Annotated in this window: 11 protein-coding genes; all 11 read right to left on the bottom strand. The window is 37.4% G+C overall.

Annotation, left to right across the window (positions count from 1 at the left end; genetic code table 11):
• Positions 1–5 precede the first annotated feature (5 nt).
• The 11 genes from ACR1PN_RS01070 to ACR1PN_RS01020 all read right to left on the bottom strand — a co-directional run bounded on the left by ACR1PN_RS01070 (position 6) and on the right by ACR1PN_RS01020 (position 18,265).
• Positions 6–1,391 carry an FGGY-family carbohydrate kinase gene (locus ACR1PN_RS01070; RefSeq protein WP_433978506.1) on the bottom strand — a complete coding sequence of 462 codons (1,386 nt, stop codon included), beginning with the start codon at positions 1,389–1,391 and terminating at the stop codon, positions 6–8.
• Between the two features lie 225 nt (positions 1,392–1,616).
• Positions 1,617–2,897: a sugar isomerase gene (locus ACR1PN_RS01065; RefSeq protein WP_433978505.1), complete on the bottom strand. Its 1,281-nt coding sequence runs from the start codon at positions 2,895–2,897 to the stop codon at positions 1,617–1,619.
• Positions 2,898–3,154: 257 nt separating this feature from the next.
• Complete coding sequence (locus ACR1PN_RS01060; protein ID WP_433978504.1) at positions 3,155–5,257, bottom strand: bifunctional aldolase/short-chain dehydrogenase; 2,103 nt, start codon at positions 5,255–5,257, stop codon at positions 3,155–3,157.
• Positions 5,258–5,451: 194 nt separating this feature from the next.
• Entirely contained in the window at positions 5,452–7,530 is a 2,079-nt protein-coding gene (locus ACR1PN_RS01055; protein ID WP_433978503.1) for a RagB/SusD family nutrient uptake outer membrane protein, read from the bottom strand.
• A gap of 19 nt (positions 7,531–7,549) precedes the next feature.
• Positions 7,550–10,591, bottom strand: a complete 3,042-nt coding sequence (locus tag ACR1PN_RS01050) for a SusC/RagA family TonB-linked outer membrane protein (RefSeq protein ID WP_433978502.1) — start codon at positions 10,589–10,591, stop codon at positions 7,550–7,552.
• Between the two features lie 346 nt (positions 10,592–10,937).
• Positions 10,938–11,255, bottom strand: a complete 318-nt coding sequence (gene rhaM / locus ACR1PN_RS01045; RefSeq protein ID WP_378173143.1) for an L-rhamnose mutarotase — start codon at positions 11,253–11,255, stop codon at positions 10,938–10,940.
• Between the two features lie 4 nt (positions 11,256–11,259).
• Positions 11,260–12,348, bottom strand: a complete 1,089-nt coding sequence (gene rhaT, locus ACR1PN_RS01040) for an L-rhamnose/proton symporter RhaT (RefSeq protein ID WP_433978501.1) — start codon at positions 12,346–12,348, stop codon at positions 11,260–11,262.
• Positions 12,349–12,833: 485 nt separating this feature from the next.
• Positions 12,834–13,991, bottom strand: coding sequence for a glycoside hydrolase family 88/105 protein (locus tag ACR1PN_RS01035; RefSeq protein ID WP_433978500.1), 1,158 nt, complete (start codon positions 13,989–13,991; stop codon positions 12,834–12,836).
• Positions 13,992–14,309: 318 nt separating this feature from the next.
• Positions 14,310–15,086 carry a rhamnogalacturonan acetylesterase gene (locus tag ACR1PN_RS01030; protein WP_433978499.1) on the bottom strand — a complete coding sequence of 259 codons (777 nt, stop codon included), beginning with the start codon at positions 15,084–15,086 and terminating at the stop codon, positions 14,310–14,312.
• Positions 15,087–15,289: 203 nt separating this feature from the next.
• Positions 15,290–17,164, bottom strand: a complete 1,875-nt coding sequence (locus tag ACR1PN_RS01025; protein WP_433978498.1) for a rhamnogalacturonan lyase — start codon at positions 17,162–17,164, stop codon at positions 15,290–15,292.
• Between the two features lie 297 nt (positions 17,165–17,461).
• Complete coding sequence (locus ACR1PN_RS01020) at positions 17,462–18,265, bottom strand: DUF4350 domain-containing protein (protein ID WP_433978497.1); 804 nt, start codon at positions 18,263–18,265, stop codon at positions 17,462–17,464.
• Positions 18,266–18,356: the final 91 nt, after the last annotated feature.

The following is an 18,356-nucleotide window of genomic DNA, read 5'->3' as shown; positions in this document are numbered from 1 at the left end:
AAAATTTATAAATTAAAAATTAAAGGTTGCAGCACTTTCATCTGATAATGCTGCTGTAAAAAAGTTTCGTCTATCTTTTTGTTGGAAATCACCATCGAAGCTCCCAATGCAGAACCCAACGGAGAATGGGTAGACATCACATTGTAATGCTGAAAATGATGCGACATGAGTTTCATAAATACATCATTGTCTGTAAATCCGCCGTCGATATAAATATTTTCAATGTCTGAATTTCCGATGGCATTTTTGATCGTGTGAATCTGTAAATCCATCAACTCAATCATCAGCTGATGATACGCTTCTTCAAATGTTGCAAAGGAGTTCAAATCTGTCTCGCTGATCATTTTTCTTTTTAAAATTATGCCTTCAAAACGGAAATACACCGCTTTATGCTTCATCAAACGCAGATACAAATCCTGATCGAACTGAACCTCTCTATGGAAACCATATTCTTTTCCATAATGAGCACACAGCTTTTCAACCTGAATTTTATATTCATTCCCCATGAAAAAACGGGATGCTTTTACACGTTTTCCATCGATTCTCATGTAGTTCAGGCAATTGTTTTCAATGTCTTCATCGGTTAAACTTTCATCATTAAAAGGATTCAGGGAAATACTCCAGGTTCCTGTCGAAAGCAGTAAAAACGGTTCTTTTTTACTTAAAATATAGGGTAAAAGTGCTGAAGAACTGTCGTGAATTCCAACACCTATTTTTATTTTTTTATTTCTGTACGAAGTATTAATACTTGCAGAAGTCGGAACAATCGGAGGCAATAAAGCATCGATTTCCTCTTCGTAAACCCAGTCGTGATAATCATTTTTATCGTAATCCCACAAATTTGTGTGGCAGCCTATCGAAGTAAATTCCGACACACAAATTCCGGTAAACAAATACGATAAATATTGAGGCAAATGTAAACTGTAGCGGATTTTTTTGAAGACTTCCGGATGCTTGTATTTTAACCAAAACAACTGCAATCCTGAATTGAGCATTCCTGCTTGTGGAGAAGCTGTTTCACGGGCAATTTTCAGTTTGCTTCCGTGTTCCTCATAGAATAAATCCAGTATTTCATCTTCCATCGGTTTTGTGTAATTGTACAAAGGCGTCAGAACATTTCCTTTCTGATCCAAGTGTACAAAACTTGCTCCGTACGTAGAGAAATTGATGGCTTTTACTTCAAAATTTTCATCGTCAAGAATGGCATTAAAATTATCTTTGATCCAGTTTTGCAAAGCGACCAGATCTTCCGTGGGATAACCGTCTTCATCAGTCGTGAGCGGCAATTCTGTATACTCACGAACAACTTCTTTGTAATTTTTATCAAACAGAAAAAACTTTTTGTTGGTTTTTCCAATATCAAATACGATGGTTACCTTTTTTTTGGACATTCTTGGATGAATTATTTATTTAAACACAAATAGCGCAAGTATTTTCACTAATAGCACTAAGTTGTTTTACTTTAATTATAAAAAAACAAAATCATTAAGGAGTGTTCAGACATCAAGTAAACTTAATATCCGAACACTTTTACCTTAACGAAACTATATAAGGATACATATAATTAAAAACTTTCGATTGCACCTGAAAGTTTAAATTATCAAATTAAAACAGGCTTATAATCCTGTTGCTTTTACATTCAGACCTCTTTCGGAGATTAATGTTTCTCTTACTTTAAGGTTTCTGTACGCTGCAATTGGGTCTAATGCAGCACCTGTCTGTAATCTTGCCGCTTTTAATAACGGACGCACATCTGTTCTGTACGCATTCTGCAAAATTTCCTGTGCACGAACTACGTCATTCTTCAATTGAGCATCTTTCAATGCTTTTTGGTCGACCAAAAGAGCCTGTGCATAAGCAATTAGAATCGCTTCCAAAGACTGAATTAAATCTTCCAAAGGATCTTTGATGTTGTGACTTGCATCAATCATCCAAGCCGGATAAGGGTTATTCGGATTGTTCTCGATTCCGTACACCAGTTCGTTGAAAATCAGGAATAATGCATAAGGTTTGATTGAACCTACCGTTAAATCATCATCTCCATATTTGCTGTCGTTGAAATGGAAACCTCCTAATTTACCTTTGTACATCAAAGTTGCAACGATTTGCTCAATGTTTGAGTTTGGTAAATGATGACCTAAATCTACCAAAGTATAGGCTCTATCTCCGCAAGCGTTTGCCAGCATAAAAGATGTTCCCCAATCCTGGATGGTTGTTGAATAGAAATTCGGTTCGTATGGTTTATATTCGATGAATAATTTCCAATCTTCCGGCATTCCTGCGTAGATTTCTTTTAAACTCTGTTCTGTTTTTGACAAAGCGGTCTGAAAATTTAATTGTCCAGGGAAACTTGCTCCATCGGCCAACCAAACGGTTAAGCTTTTTGAGTCTAATTCTTTCCCGATTCTGATGACTTCTTTGTTATGCTCTACTGCGTAAGCTCTTGCATCTTCATTTACCGTATTTAACGAACCAAATTTGTACGATTGTTTTGCGTTCGGCTGATCTTGGAATGTGTTTGAATTCATCGCATCGAAAATCAATCCGTGAGAAGCTGCTTTTTCTTTAATCGCTGCTACATCGCTTGGAATATCCCAAGGAATATGAAGAGAAACTGCTCCTGCAGAATGTGTTAAAGCGTGAATTAATCCTACATCATCTAATTTTTGTTCTAAAGAAGAGGGTTCGCCGCCGTAAGAAAATCTCCCGAAACGGGTTCCGCCTGCTCCCAAAGCCCAACTTGGAATTGCTACTTGGAAGTCAGCGATTTTGTTGACAATCTCAGAAACGTTGGCTCCTGATTTTGTTAATTTATCTGATAAATAAGCGAAGTCTGAATTGAAATTTTCAACCTCGTTTTTATTATTTTGTTCAATGATATCTTTTCCTATAATCATATTTTGATTTTTGATTAGCCTTGTCTAGGTTTTGAATCTTGACAAGGCTAAATTTATTGTCTAAATTAGTACTAAATATTTTATTTTCGTTCCTTCAATTGCTTTCGAATCGCTCGCAGCCCGACCTGAGTGGAGCTCTTTTTGTCGCAGCGAAGCGGAGACAAAAAAGCGGGAACGGAGGGCGGATAAAGCTGCCCAAATAAATTGAAAGTTAAAAAAACTAGCAACTGACAACTAAAAACCGACAACCAAAAATATTATCTCGGGAACGCATTTGCCATTCCACCGTCTACATTGATGATATTTCCTGTAGATTTATCTAAAATCGCAACACACGCAAAAACTCCGTTGGCGATATCTTCCGGAAGAATAATTTCGTTCAAAAGATTTCTTTTTGCGTAGAATGCAGGCAATTCTTCAACGGTGATTCCGTTGGCTTTTGCACGGCCTTCTGCCCAAGAACCTTCCCAGATTTTGCTTCCAACGATTACGCCGTCAGGATTTACAACATTCACACGAATTTTATCTGCTGCCAATTCTGCCGCCAATAATCTCGTCATATGTTGTTGCGCTGCTTTTGCCGTTCCGTAAGCTACGTTATTCGGACCTGCAACCAAACCATTTTTACTTGCAATATTTACAATGTCGCCACCCAAATTTTGCTTTTTCATAATTTCTACACCGCTTTTTGACATTAGGAACTGACCTTTTACCAAAACATTTTCCAATAAATCCCAGTCTTTTGTAGTAGTATCTTCCAATGATTTAGAAATCGCCAAACCAGCTGAATGAACGATAATATCTACTCCACCAAAAGCCAAAACAGTTTCTTTGAAAGCATTGGCAATCGCTTCTTCACTCGTCACATCGCACCGAACAGCAACCGCCTGATCTTTGTTGTATTTTGAAGTTGCAGATTCTACCGCTTCTGTATTTAAATCGGTATAAACGACAACAGCACCTTCAGCAACCATTTTATCAGCAATTGCCTGTCCGATTCCGCCTCCGGCTCCGGTTACGATAGCAATTTTTCTTGACAATGGCTTTTCTTTCGGCATTCTCTGAAGTTTTGCTTCTTCCAACAACCAATATTCAATGTCGAATGCTTCCTGTCTTGGCAATGAAGTATATTCTGTAATTGCTTCTGCACCACGCATTACGTTGATGGCATTTACATAAAACTCACTTGCAACACGAGTCGTTTGTTTATCTTTTGAGAAACTGAACATCCCCACTCCCGGATAAATGATGATCACCGGATTCGGATCACGCATTGCAGGGCTGTTTGGATGTTTACAAGTTTCGTAATATTCTTTGTATTCTTGTCTGTATTGCTCGAAAAGTGGATTTAATTTTTCTAAAATCGCTTTAGAATCTGTTAAATCTTCATTTTTATCTAAAGTTAAAACTAAAGGCTGAATTTTCGTTCTTAAGAAGTGATCCGGACAAGAAGTTCCAAGCGGAGCCAATCTTTCCAAGTCGTTACTGTTGATGTATTCCAACACTACATCGCTGTCTGTGAAATGACCCACCATTCTGTTTTCGGAAGAAGCTAAACCTCTTAGTAAAGGCATAATCTGAGCTGCTTTTTCTTTACGCTCTTCAGCTGGAAGGGATTCTACTTTTTGTCCGCCAAAAACCTGACCTTTTTCTTCGATTTTTTTAGCGATATATTCAGAAGCCATTTCGATTACTTCCAAACTGTTGATATAAGATTCGTAAGAAGTGTCTCCCCAAGTGAACAGACCGTGGCTGCCTAACACAATTCCTCTGATTCCAGGATTATCGTTTAAACATTTTTCTAACTGTAAACCTAAGTCAAAACCTGGTTTTTGCCAAGGAACCCAACCCATTGTATCGCCCCAGATTTCTTTAGTTACCGCCTGACTGTCTTTTGCTGCAGCTACGGCAATTAAAGCATCAGGGTGAAGGTGATCGATATGTTTGAATGGAAGAAGTCCGTGAAGCGGCGTATCAATAGAAGGTGCTTTGCTGTCCAAATCGTAAATACAGTGATTGAAAAGGCCAACCATTCTGTCTTCGTCTGCCAAACCTTCGTATACATTTTTAAGATTTCTTAATCTTTCTGTGTACAAACCAGCAATCCCTTTTCTTGTCAACGTTCCGATGTCACCACCTGAACCTTTTACCCACATTACCTCAACATCTTCATTCGTTAAAGGATCTTTCTCGATGGTTTTGCAGCTTGTGTTTCCGCCTCCATAATTGGTGATTCTAAGGTCTGCTCCCAAGATGTTTGAACGGTATAAAAATAAAGCAACCTGGTCATCTCCGAAAGATGCTGCTTTTTCATCATCCCACAAATAGTCTACGTATTTGAATGTTTTTACTTTTTCCATTGATTTCTTTTGTTTTCTGAATTTTAACCCAAATTTAGACTGTCCTAATTTCTACAGCATCCCGTACTATACTGCTGAATCTATGATTTAAAGATAAATTAACAGTGACATTTATCATGTTTACGATTCAGCCGTACGGTATTTCATTTTAGGTTAATGGTGAATTAATATTATGATTTGGTGTTTTAAATATCTTAATACCCAGGAAGCTGAGTTAAGTTCGGGTTATCAACCATTGGATGACCTGCAGATTGCGCTGCGAACGGAAATAATTCTGTTTTATTTGGTACAAATCCGTAGAAAAGACCATCACCTCCACCCTGAATCCAGTTTGGATAAGTTCCTCCATTTTCTGCAGAACCAGTTGGTTTGGTGTAAATGATGTTTCCAATTTGTAATGTGTTTACCGCGCCTGTACTAAACCCAACTGTTCTTCTTGCATTAGCATTAAAAGTACTTGTATATGCCTGGAACATATTTACAGGGTACCATTTGTCATCAGCTGTTGAAGCCTGTCCGTTCGCTAATGCTATGCTTTTTAAAGTTGTTTGATATGCAGCATAGTTAGCTGAGTTCGTTGGGATTGCCGAAACCGTTGCAATTTGTGCAGGATCTGTAATATTAATGTAGGTTACTGCCAAGAAAGGATCCCCATAAACCTGTGCATTTTTATGAAATTTATAAAGACGAATTGCCGGAGTATTTGCATAAGCACCCGTTTTGTCTGACAAATTTTTCATTGCCTGTCTTGTAGCATTAATTTCACTTTCAAGTTTATTCATTCTGATTAAATCAGTACGAAGATTAAACTCACCGGCAAACTCCCATTTACGTTCCTGAACAAGAGCCTGCTCAAATGCAGCTTGACCACTTGGAACAGGCATTGAACCAATTCCTGCACGGTTTCTTACCTGCATCAATGCTGCAATTCCTTGCGCTGTAGGACCTCCATTTAGATAGTTTTGGGTTTCTGCATACATTAATAATACGTCTGCATATCTTATTAACGGAATGTTTAGGTTTCTTGCATCAGCCGCTTGTGGTTCTACGCACCACCCAATTCTGAATTTTCCCGGCATAATACATGAGAATGTAGTTCCTACATCCACAAATGTATCTCCGGCATTTCCATTATTTAAGAAATAAATACTATATGAGGTACAAGATACATCTCTTCTGGTATCTCCCGGAGCAAATGATAAGTAATAAGTGGGCAAGACAAACTGAAGCGCTTTACGGGAACCATATGTACCACCTCTTGTTCCCGGATGTGCATATACTCCAAATGCAGAGTTGGTATTTTGCCCATATTGAGCGATCTGCCAAATAATTTCATTATTAACTGCCGATAGATTTCTACGACAGAAATTAAACCATAAGTTTTCGAAACCGCTTTTTCCGCCCGAAGCCTGCATTAAAGAATGCCCTCCTCCATTTATGACAGCAGCTGCCGCATTATCTGCAATCTGATACAATTGCTGAACTCTTGCATTATCCGGACGACGCGACATTGTTCCCGGAGTTGATGAATTTAAAGGCCAACGCAGTGAATATCCTGCTGCATATAAAGCAATTCTTGCAAGCAAAGCATTAACTCCTGATTTTGTTAATCTTTCAGTGGTAGGAAAACCAGGTTGTCCCAAAGTAGGCATCGCATTTACAGACTCCTGAAGGTCAGCGATAATATGATCATATATTTCATCACGTGAAGCACGTTTGGGATATAGTGTGTTCGGATCATTCGGATCAAGCTCTAAAAGCTGTTTCCAGATTGCCGGAACATCACCATAAACTCTGATTAGGTTATAATAGCAATAAGCCCGGATAGCTTTCACTTCAGCCAGTAAAGCATCACGTTTTTCACTTGCAGGCATCTGTCCTAATCTGCTGATTGCAATGTTCGTTCTTTCAATGGATGCATACATTGCCGCATAAATTCCTGTAAGTGTATTTGGCGTGTACGCATCATATTGATAATTACAGATATTATACTTTGAATTATTGGTAGAACCGTCTTCACTTGAATGAATTACCGTATCACCAGCTCCCAACTGATAGTACATTTCTGTAGGAACCAAACTTCTGTAGCATCCCTGAACAAACATATCTGCAGTTGTAAGATCTGCAAATACTGATTCTGTATCGGCGGCATTATATGCAGGCTGATCTAAAAAATCGTCACTACATGAATTTATCATTTGTGATGCAACGATTAAAGACGGAATGATGATCAGTCTTTTTAAAAGTTTTAATTTATTGTTAGCATTTTTCATGATCTGAAACATTTTTTACTTAGAAGGTTAAATTTAAACCAAGAACATAACTTCTTGAACGTGGATAGGTTGAACTATCAAATCCAGGGGTAACCGCAACACCACTTGCTGCTGTTACTTCAGGGTCATAACCTGAATATCCTGTAATTGTTGCCAGATTATTAACGGTAAAATAAATACGTGCATTGGTAAGCTTCACATGCTCTAAAAACTCTCTTGCAAAGCTATATCCTAATGTTACCTGCGCAATTCTAAGATAAGAACCATCTTCTACATAGTATGATGAAGGATAAGTAATATTTTGAGAGTTTACACCACTCAAACTCCAAAGACGAGAACTTTCATCAGGATTCAGTTCTCTCAATCTAGCAAGGTTATTGGTAATTAAACCCGTATTAGGATCTATCAGACGGTAGTAATTATCTCCAAATTCTGAAGGTACGTTCTGAAACATTGCATAAGGACTCAAACTGTGCTTGGTTGCATTATAAATATCATTTCCTACACTGAATTTCATGAATATATTAAGATCAAAACCTTTATACGAGAAATTATTACTGATACCTCCTATGAAATCCGGAGTACCATTACCAATTTTCTGCATTTTTCTTGTAAACTGGTCACCTTTTTCGTTGTCTGCAGCAAACTTCATATCACCTGGCTTTGGAGTTCCTGTAGCAGGTTTTACAACACCTGGTTTCAAACTAAGAGATCCGTCTGCATTCTGAATAAAGTCATCAGTAGTATATACTCCCTGATAAACATATCCATACATATCTCCTAACTCTTCACCTACTGTAGCATAATAAGTAACCATACCGGTTCTGTTTCCACCCACACTGAATGTTCTATTGGTTTGTCCCTGCTCAAGAGACATTACTTTGGATTTATTAAATGAAATATTGAAATCTGTTGACCATCTGAAGCTTTCAGACTTAATGTTAACAGTGTTTAAAGTAAATTCCAAACCTCGGTTTCTTAAAGAACCAATATTCTGATACTGTCTTGAATATCCTGTTGAAACCGGAAGAACGCTTTGTAGTAGCATTCCGCTCACATTATTGTTATACCATTCTGAAGTTAATTTCACTCTGTTATTAAATAATGCGATATCTATTCCCAAATTGGTAGATTTCAGCTCTTCCCATCTCAGTAAAGGGTTGCCTAAATTTGTACTTGTTACATATGCAGGATTTCCCGGTGTATTATTAATCGGATAATCGGTCAGTGAAAGATTCGTTACAAATAAATTGTTTCCGATATCATTATTACCAGTAATACCGTATTCAAATCTTAATTTTAAATCGTTAATGAATTTTTCAATTTTAGAATCCTGCCAAAAACTTTCTTGAGAAACACGCCATGCTGCTGCTACAGAAGGAAATACACCCCATTTATTGCTTGGCCCGAACTTAGAAGAACCATCTCGGCGCACAGTTGCTGTTAATAAGTAGCGATCATCATAAGTATAATTTACACGTCCGAAGTAAGACAATAAACTGTTGCTGGAACGACCTGACGATTTTTCCTGTACAAAAGCATTAGATATATCATCCAGTCCAAAGTTGGGGAATGGGAACTTGGTTAATCGCATGCTGTTATTTTCAGATTGTGAATAAACAATCTCGTAACCCAACAATGCGTTCACCCTATGCTTTTCTGCAAAAGTTTTGTTAAAGGTTAAAGTATTAGTGATCTGATATCTGTAAGACTCACTATTCCCGATACTTCCATTAATCCCTGTGTTTACCGGATCTGTAAGATAAGCTCTTGAATTTTCGTCTGAGAATGATGTAGATTTGCTTTGGTTCCAGTTATACTGACCTGCAGTTCTGAAAGTAAAGTTTTTCAGGAAGTCAAACTCAATCCCAGCGTTGGCAATAAATGTTCTGGAACGGTTGTTTGAAGTTGACGCATTGGTTTCCACAAAAGGGTTTTCTGTATCGAAACCTGAATCAAGACTTGAGAAATCTGGGAAAGTCTGTGTATTGAACAGCTGATCCTGGTTAAAAAGAGTACCTCCCGTGATCGGCTGAAGAAGAATTTTTTTCATTCCGCCATAAGCCCCCCCGCCATTCGTAGAGTTTGAATTAAACATTGAGTTAAAATCTACTCTAACGCCTTTGTATAATTCCGAATTGATATTTGCGCGCAATGAGTTTCTTGTTTCACTGAAATTTTGTAATAAACCATCCTGCTTATTGTAGTTATAACTGATGAAAGCCTGAGTTTTTTCGTTTCCGGTAGAAATGTTTACATTCTGATTCTGCGTTAAACCAGTTCCTCCTAACATTTTGTCTTGCCAGTCTAATGCTGAAGCTGATGCATAACGATCGGAAATTCTGTTGAAAGCACCTGCATAAAACCCCGGCGTATCTAATGGAAGACCATTGTCAAAAACACTACTCCAACCTGTCATTTTATTCTGAAGCTGCGCAAATTCGTATTGATATTTTACGTATTGCTCTGCATTGGAGATCATATCCAGTTTTTTAGAAAGCATATCAAACATCATGAAAGAATTATAATTGATGGTTGTTCTGCCTTTTTTACCGCTTTTAGTTTTGATAACGATAATACCGTTTGAACCACGTGCTCCGTAGATTGCAATCGCAGAAGCTCCTTTTAGTACATCAATACTTTCAATATCATTCGGGTTGATTACATTTAATGCATTATCCAGCTGGAAACCGTCTACAATGTACAAAGGAGAGGTGCCTTGTGTAATTGAAGCTCCTCCACGAATGGTAACGTTTGCACCCGCTCCCGGAGCGCCGCCTGAAGTTACAATATTCAGACCTGAAGCCCTACCCTGTAAAGCTTGTAAAGCATTCATCGCCGGTGTTGCTGCCAAATCTTTTGCCGATACAGAAGCTACAGAACCTGTTAAGTCAGATTTTTTTACTTTACCGTAACCGATGACAACTACCTCCTCGATATCTTTTGTATCTACTTTTGCAGTATCACTTACTGTTTTTTGTCCGAACATAAAGCCAGACGCAAGCAAAAACAGCGGTGCGATAAGCGGCTTAAAGTTCTTCTGTTTAACCATCAAAGACATATCTATTAATTTTTTATGTTACCAAAGTACACCGTTACAAAAACTTTGGCATCCTGCAATATCCTGCATTATAAAATTCATAATTTATCATAAATAAACACATAAAAACTAATATTAGGTACAAAAACCATCAATTCATTTATAAAAAGATAATATAAATATTAATTTTAAACTGAAACTGAAATATTATATATTAATTTTCTTAACCAAAAACTGTTGCCAGAATTCATTTTTAGTTAATACAAAAAAGCACTGAATTTTTCAGTGCCTTTGAGCTTCTAACTCTTAACTATATGAATATGATAAAAAAAAGTAAATTTTGTACTTTATTAAATTGAGAATTTTGTTATTCCAGATAAAAAACTTCCTCCAAACTGATACTTTTTGGAGAATTGTCTTCATTGGTCTGCATAATATCTTTGTTGTATTCCCACCAATTTTGCATGATCGGTTGCAACGGCAGATCTTTATATCGAAGTTCATTGCTGCACTTTAAAACACCAAATAAAATATGAGTTTCTTCGTCTAAAAAGATAGAATAATCTTCCACTCCAGATTCTTTTAAAAGAACTTTAAGCTCCGTCCAGATTTCTTTGTGCCTTCTCTTATATTCTTCTTCGAAACCTTGATGAAGAAACATTTTAAATGCGATTCTTTTCATCATTAAATTATCTCAACGAGTTCCCGTACCCAACAATTAAAATAGAAACAAACATTACCAGCATTCCTACTACAATCGTAGAGATTGTTTTCCTGGAAACCCCTTTCCATTCTTTGATGATAACGCCCCAAAGATTGGCAATTAAAATGATGAATGCCATGTGTAAAATCCATGAGCTTGGGCCGTTCCCCATTTTGCTTTCTCCCATTCCGTAGAAGAAAAACTGTAAAAACCACATCGTTCCTGCCAAAGCGCAGAAGAGAATATTTTTTACTGCAGGAACATTCTTTTTAGTATAATCTGTATAAGATTTATTTTTAAATGAAAGATAAAGACAGCCGATAAGGTTTGAAGCCATTCCGCCCCAAAGAACCACAACATACGTCACATTATTCTGAAAAAGAAACTCTCCCTGATTCGGATTTGCCATCTTCCAGGCTTCATTGGCAACGTTAGCCATTGGCTTCCCTGCTTCTAAACCAAAATTGAAACAAGCACTTAAAACCCCTGAAATAATGGCAACAATTAATCCTAAACCAAATTTATATTCCGTTTTCACCTCTACCCCGTGAGGATCAACAGCGTCTGTCTGAAGTTCTTTGTCTTTCATCACTCCCGCTTTTCCGCTGATGATGATCCCGATAACGCACACCAAAAGCCCTAAAAGAACCATTTTTCCCCACTCACTGGAAAGCATTAAGCCTATATTATCTTTTCCATCCTGCGGATTAAATTCATAATAAATAGAAGGAAGAAGCGACCCGATCACCATCGTTAAGCCCAGCATAATGCTGCTTCCTAAAGCAACGCCCAAGTAACGAACGCCCAAACCATACATGAAACCACCGATTCCCCAAAGTGCTCCAAACAAGAATGTGAAACCTATGATAGATGAAGATTCACTCTGAATAATGCCCCAAAAATTCGGAATTGTAAGAAATGCTGCTAAAGGCGGAACAATAATCCACGAAAACAAGCCCCCGATCAACCAAAAAGTTTCCCATTGCCAACCTTTTACTTTTTTGTAGGGCATATAAAAACTGCCCGAAGCAAAGCCTCCTAAAAAATGGAAAATTACTCCTAATAATGCATTCATAATTTATTCTAATTGATTGATGTTGAAAATTACCAAGATGAAACCGATTGCGCATCTTGTAGTGTCATGCTTAAAGTTTCGATAAAATAAGAATTTTCGCCAGGTCTTAAAAAAAACATTTAAACTACTATTTTCTTGGCAGTTATACTGATTTCAGATTTATTTTAAACCTAAAATTTTTCCCAAAACATAGAGCCAAGTTTATGATTTTAGCTTATCATACTAAAAATGTTATGAAATTGAGTTAACTGAAATGAAAAGTATACGAACTGTTTTTTTGCTAAGCTTGCAAAGTGATTGTTTAAAATGTTTTATTTTTTTCGTTCACATGGGCGCTCCGTTCAGCAAATCACAGCTGAAATTTTCACTAATCTGACTCGTCAATTTATAAAAAACCTGATGAATCATAAATCCATCAGGTCAAATTATTTCAGAAACATGTATTAAACTTGGCTCTTTTTACTTTTTACTTGGCTATTAAAGTCTTACTTTAATTTATAAACTTCACTCGCTGCCAAAAGGAAACATCCCAATCCGTAATCTTCAAAATCCGGAACTTTGTCTACGGCTAAAGGCTGTCCGTCTTTAGGCTCCTTTCCCGTTCCCTGAACCCATCCTAAAAATCCGTTGGGCTGAACAGAATCTTTCACCATCGCATTCCAGGCTTTAACCAAAACCGGTAAATAGGTTTTCTTATCAATTAATCCTTTGTTGATTCCATAGGCCATTCCGTACACGAAAAGTGCCGTACCTGTAGTTTCTTTGCCGCCAAAATTATTGGGGTCGTGCAAACTTACATTCCAGAATCCGTCCTGTCTCTGAAGCGGAACTAAAGCTGTCAACATATCTTTGTAGTCCTTAAGATATTCTTTATAGTGGGCATCAGATTTTGGAGTATCATCTAATGTTTTTGCCAAAGCCGCCACTACCCAACCGTTTCCACGGCTCCAATAGCAATCTTCACCATTCGGCTCTTTGTAAGGCGGAACAAAATCTTTATCTCTCCACCAAAGCTGATCTTTCGGATTGTATAAACCATTTCCACCGTGCTTGTATTTTGTGTAAGCGTACATTTCATAGTTTCTGTCGAAATATTTTTGCTCACCTGTAATTCTCCCTAATTTTGTAAAAATCGGCATCGACATTTGAAGCGCATCAATCCACCACCAATCGTCTACTTTTTTTGTGGCAATCATGCTGTCCATCGCAGCTTTTACATTCTTAATCCTTTCTGGATTTTTTCTGCCATCAATTTCATATAGATCAAGGTAGGTTTGTCCACAAGCCTGATGATCGGCATTTCTTGTATACGTTCCACGCTGTAAATTCCAATTGTGGCTATTTGCCCACGACATGGCATAATCGTAATATTCTTTTTTAGGATCTACTTTATATAATGCGATTAAACCCTCGTAATAAACAGCTCTCGTCCACAAATTACTTGGCCAAACCTTCTTTCCAACAATATCTTTTTTGGTATCGGGCCATTTGTTCATAAAATATTGATTCGTTCGCTGAGCAACTTCCAAAACTTCCTTCTTGTTGGGAAGAACAACCTTAGCATTTTTCTGTTTTTGAGCCGTACAAGAGGAAAATCCCCCAATGATTACGGCAAAAAAACCTGCTGTTAATAGTCTTTTCATAAGTATATATTTATTTTTCTATTTTCTTTTTAATCATAAATTTTTATTTGAAGCTTTTCCCGCTTTCCACTATATCTTTTGCTCCGCTTCGCTACACAAAAGGATGTCGTTGCAATCGGGGCTATGGCTCTTGTCCTCGATTTAAGCATTATGACATATCTGCAGAGTTTGTCATTCCGGTAGGAGTCTGGACTCGAATCTTTCCATTTTATTTTCTAATACTTTGCCTAGATTCCTACAGAATGACAAACTTTGAAAAATAAAAAGTTTAATCAGTTTTCATATTTATTCAAACATCAGAAACGAATTCACAATGAGTTATTTAATGTATTTTTTCAGGTCACAATCTTTTAATTGTTTAATACCTTTTGTTACCAATTCTGCATTTACAATGGCACCTTCTTTATTAGTGTGAGTATGATCTTTCGGAAAATAAACCTTCACTTTTTTGGCACCCATTTTTTCATATTTTTCGATAACCATCGTATTTAAATCTAAAAAATAAGCTCCGGTTTGTTGTGCCACTTCTTGAGCCCAAACTCCATAATGATCTTTTTCAATTTTCCCTTCTGCATTAAATTTATTTCTAGGAATTGGCGAAACGATAATTGGAATTGCACCTTTAGATTTCGCTTCATTCGTATATTTTCTCATGTAATGTCCGAAAGTATACACTGTTTCATTTACTTTTCTGATTGGGTTATAAATATCTTTAGACTCTTCTCCAATCCCTTTAATCGTACCTCGCGCTCTTAACGTATCCGCCAGTTCACCGCCATCGTTGTGACCAAACTGCATCAAAACATAGTCACCTTTTTTAATGGTTTTCATAATGGAATCCCATCTTCCTTCCGTTAAAAAAGTTCGGCTACTTCGTCCGCCTTTTGCATGATTCTGAATTTCAATTTTATCCGTATTTAAAAACAAATCCATAAAACTTCCCCATCCCCAAAGTGAATCTGCCCCTTTTCCTGAACCATTTTGTACAGTAGAATCTCCGATGATGTATAAAACCGGTTTGTTCTGATTTTTTTGAAATGAAGCTGTAATCAAAACAATTAAAGCTACAATCGGAACTAAAAATTTTATTTTCATAATTTATATTTTTTTTGAACACTAAGCTCACAAAGTTTCTTTTTAATTTTTTAGTTTTTTAGTTTCACAGAGCCACTATCGTTTATAGAAGCTCACTATGAAAATCTTTGATTTTCGAAACTTATGTGCTCTTCTTAAAAGTCGAATGACCAACTTAAATAACTAATGTGTCTAAAATCTTTTGTGACTTTTGCGGTTAAAATCTATTTCTTTTCCGTAAAAATATTCGGTTTCGGAACTCCCTTCACTGATTCATCCAGATAATAATCCGTATGCGGCGGTTGATTATACCCTACATTTTGCCAGACAATACTTAATCGATACTGCGGATTATGCATCAAAGTATACAAACGATGTTTCGTCGGAATCGTTGTACTGAAAATTCTTAATTCCTGATTATCGGCAGTTCTGTACATCACTTCTTCACGCCAGTCTCCAAATAAATCGGCAACCAGAGCCGGATTTTTCTTGGTTCCGTTATTCGATTCGCATTGGAAATCTTTGGCATCCAATAGGACATTTGATTTCTCTTTTTTCCAGTCCCATTTTGAAATAACGGTTCCGTCTAAAATTTCGCTCAAAAAATCACCATCCCAATAAATCCCCATATTTGCAGGTGGATTTTTATCGCTGATTTTTTTTCCTTTTGAGCTGTAAACTCCTTTCAATCCGGCTCCTGTCGCCCAACATTCCGAACCTTCATAACGGGGATCAATATTTAAAGACAATCCCCTTCCCGGTCCCTGAAACTTACTTTTCGAACTATATTCCAATGAAGGTAATTTCCATAGTACTTTTCCCGTTTTCCCATCCCTGAAATGAGCTCCTGCATCATCAAATCGCTCCTGAATATCAAAAATTTCCAATCCTGGATTGGATGGATCTAAATCTCCAACGTGTAAAGCGTCTCCGTGCCCATAACCTGTACTGTTCAACACTTTTCCGTCATCATCAACCGTCATTGCGCCGAAAACAATCTCATCTTTTCCATCATTGTCAACATCGGCAATCGTTAAATTATGATTTCCCTGTCCCCGATATTTTTTATTTTCTTCCGAGCTTTCGGTATCAAAAAGCCAGCGAAGACTGAGTTTTTTATCTTTATAATCCCAGGCTGCAATAGCTGTCCTGGTGTAATATCCCCTCGACATAATTACGCTTGGAGTTTTTCCGTCCAAGTAAGCAACAGCTCCCAAAAACCGGTCGATACGGTTTCCTTTGGCATCACCCCAGGTTTCGGTCATTTCTTCGTTGGTCGGATTCAAACTGCCTGCAAATCTGGGAACCTGATAATTGACTGTGTTTATTTCTTCACCTGTTTCTCCATTAAAAACCGTTAGAAATTCCGGACCGGAAAGAATCATTCCGTTTTCGTTGACGTAATTTTTGGTTGGATCTCCAATAAATTTTCCTTTTCCGTCTTTGCTTCCGTCGGCGGTTTTCATAACGATTTCCGCTTTCCCATCTTGATCTAAATCATACACCAAAAACTGCGTATAATGCGCTCCTTCCCTGATATTTTTACCTAAATTGATTTCCCACAAAAACTGTCCGTTCAGTTTATAAGCCTGAATAATCGGCGGATCTGTTTCTCCTTTCTGACTGTTATCGTGCGACCTTCCGGTTTGATGAAGGATGATTTCGTATTCTCCGTCTCCATCCAAATCAGCAACTGAAACGTCATTTGGCGTGTAACCTTGAGGAGTTTTTAAAGGAATTGAAAAATAAGGTTTTTGATTGGCTGTGTACTTTGCAAAATCTTGGTCAACGTCCTGATGTTCAGTATTTGATTTTACGAAATAGGTATAATTTTTTCCTTTGTCAGCGGTTTTATCCAAAAAATTGGTTTCATTGAGTAACGGCTTTTCATTCAGTTTTTTGGTCTGATTATTTTCTGTACGATACACATCGAAATGGGTGTTCTGAGCTTCCGTTCCCAGCAAACGCCAACTTATAAAAACGCCTGATTCTGCAGGAATGGCAACGATTCCTCTTTTCAGGTACTCCATTTGTCTTTGCGCAAAGAATGTTTGCGAAAGAAAAATAGCGGATGTAATGAAGATATATTTGATTTTCATAAATCTTATAAGTTTTGGCTAAAGCCGAATTTGAAACCTCATTTTTTTAAACGGGCTAAAGCCCGTTTCTACTGATTTTAATCCTTTTTAATTCCAATCCTTGTCAAGGTTTTGAACCTTGACAAGGATTTTTACGTAGAATCTCTCGCAGCCCGACTTGAGCGGAAATCCTTTTTTGCGTATTCTTTAAGTTCTATTTAGACTGAGATTTCTTGCAAAAAAGATTGGGAGCGGAAGGCGGTAAAAGCTGCCCAAATAATTCTAATTACACAACTTCAATCGATTGCACAAATTCAATTATTTTTTAGAAACCTGCTTCAGCAACCATTTTACCCATTCTTCAGTTCCCTGATAATTGGTGAAATCTGCCGGAAGTTTTTTGCCGTCGATATACTCGTTGTAGCACCACGGATCTCCCAATGCGAAAACGGTTCCTTTGACAACTTTTGCAATCGCTCCAATGTTCTTCCCTTCTGCCGTCAAAATGGCTTTGGCAGGAGCTTTTACGTCCATCGAACTTACTTCTTTCATATATAATTTTTGCTCGGAGAAAATCTCATTTCCAGCCGGAACCATTACTTTTCCCTGCTCAAATTCCCTTTTCTGAACGCGGTTGTAACTGTCATCATTAAAATGAATCCCGAATTCTCCCGCCAATTTGTTGAAATGTTCAAACTCAGAATTGCCGTTGTCGTTGCTCATCAAAACCAAAACACCGCCTTTTTTTACCCATTCTGTAAGGTTTTTGATGGAATTGGCATCAATAAGATTGGCTTTTCCTCCGTACGCTTCTTTGTCGATATCGGGATCAACAATGATGTAAATATTAGCGTTCTTCAAGTCTTTTTTGGAAGGAGCCGTCGTCAAAGTACTGATTTCTGCGCCTTGTTTTTGGAAAATTTCGCCCAGCAAAGAAAATCCTCCGTTGGAAGTGTCGTTCCACGTGTAATGCCAAGATTCAAGGACTTTGGTTTCTTTATTTTCCTTTTTTTCGTTGTTGAAAAAGTTATCCAAAACGACTTTCGGTTTGTTTTGGGCATTGGAAAATCCGAATGTGAGGAGCGTTCCTAATGCTAATGTTTTTACGATATTCTGCTTCATATCTATTTATTTTAAATTATTTGTTGGTTTTTCGCAAAGACGCAAGTTAATGAGAAAAATACTTTTTTAAGGCGCAAAGATTTTATCTTCG

Origin of the sequence: Chryseobacterium sp. RLHN22 (genome assembly GCF_051011795.1) — a bacterium.
GTDB lineage: Bacteria > Bacteroidota > Bacteroidia > Flavobacteriales > Weeksellaceae > Chryseobacterium > Chryseobacterium zhengzhouense.
The sequence above is the reverse complement of the archived record's forward strand: the minus strand, read 5'-3'. Positions and strand labels throughout refer to the sequence as shown.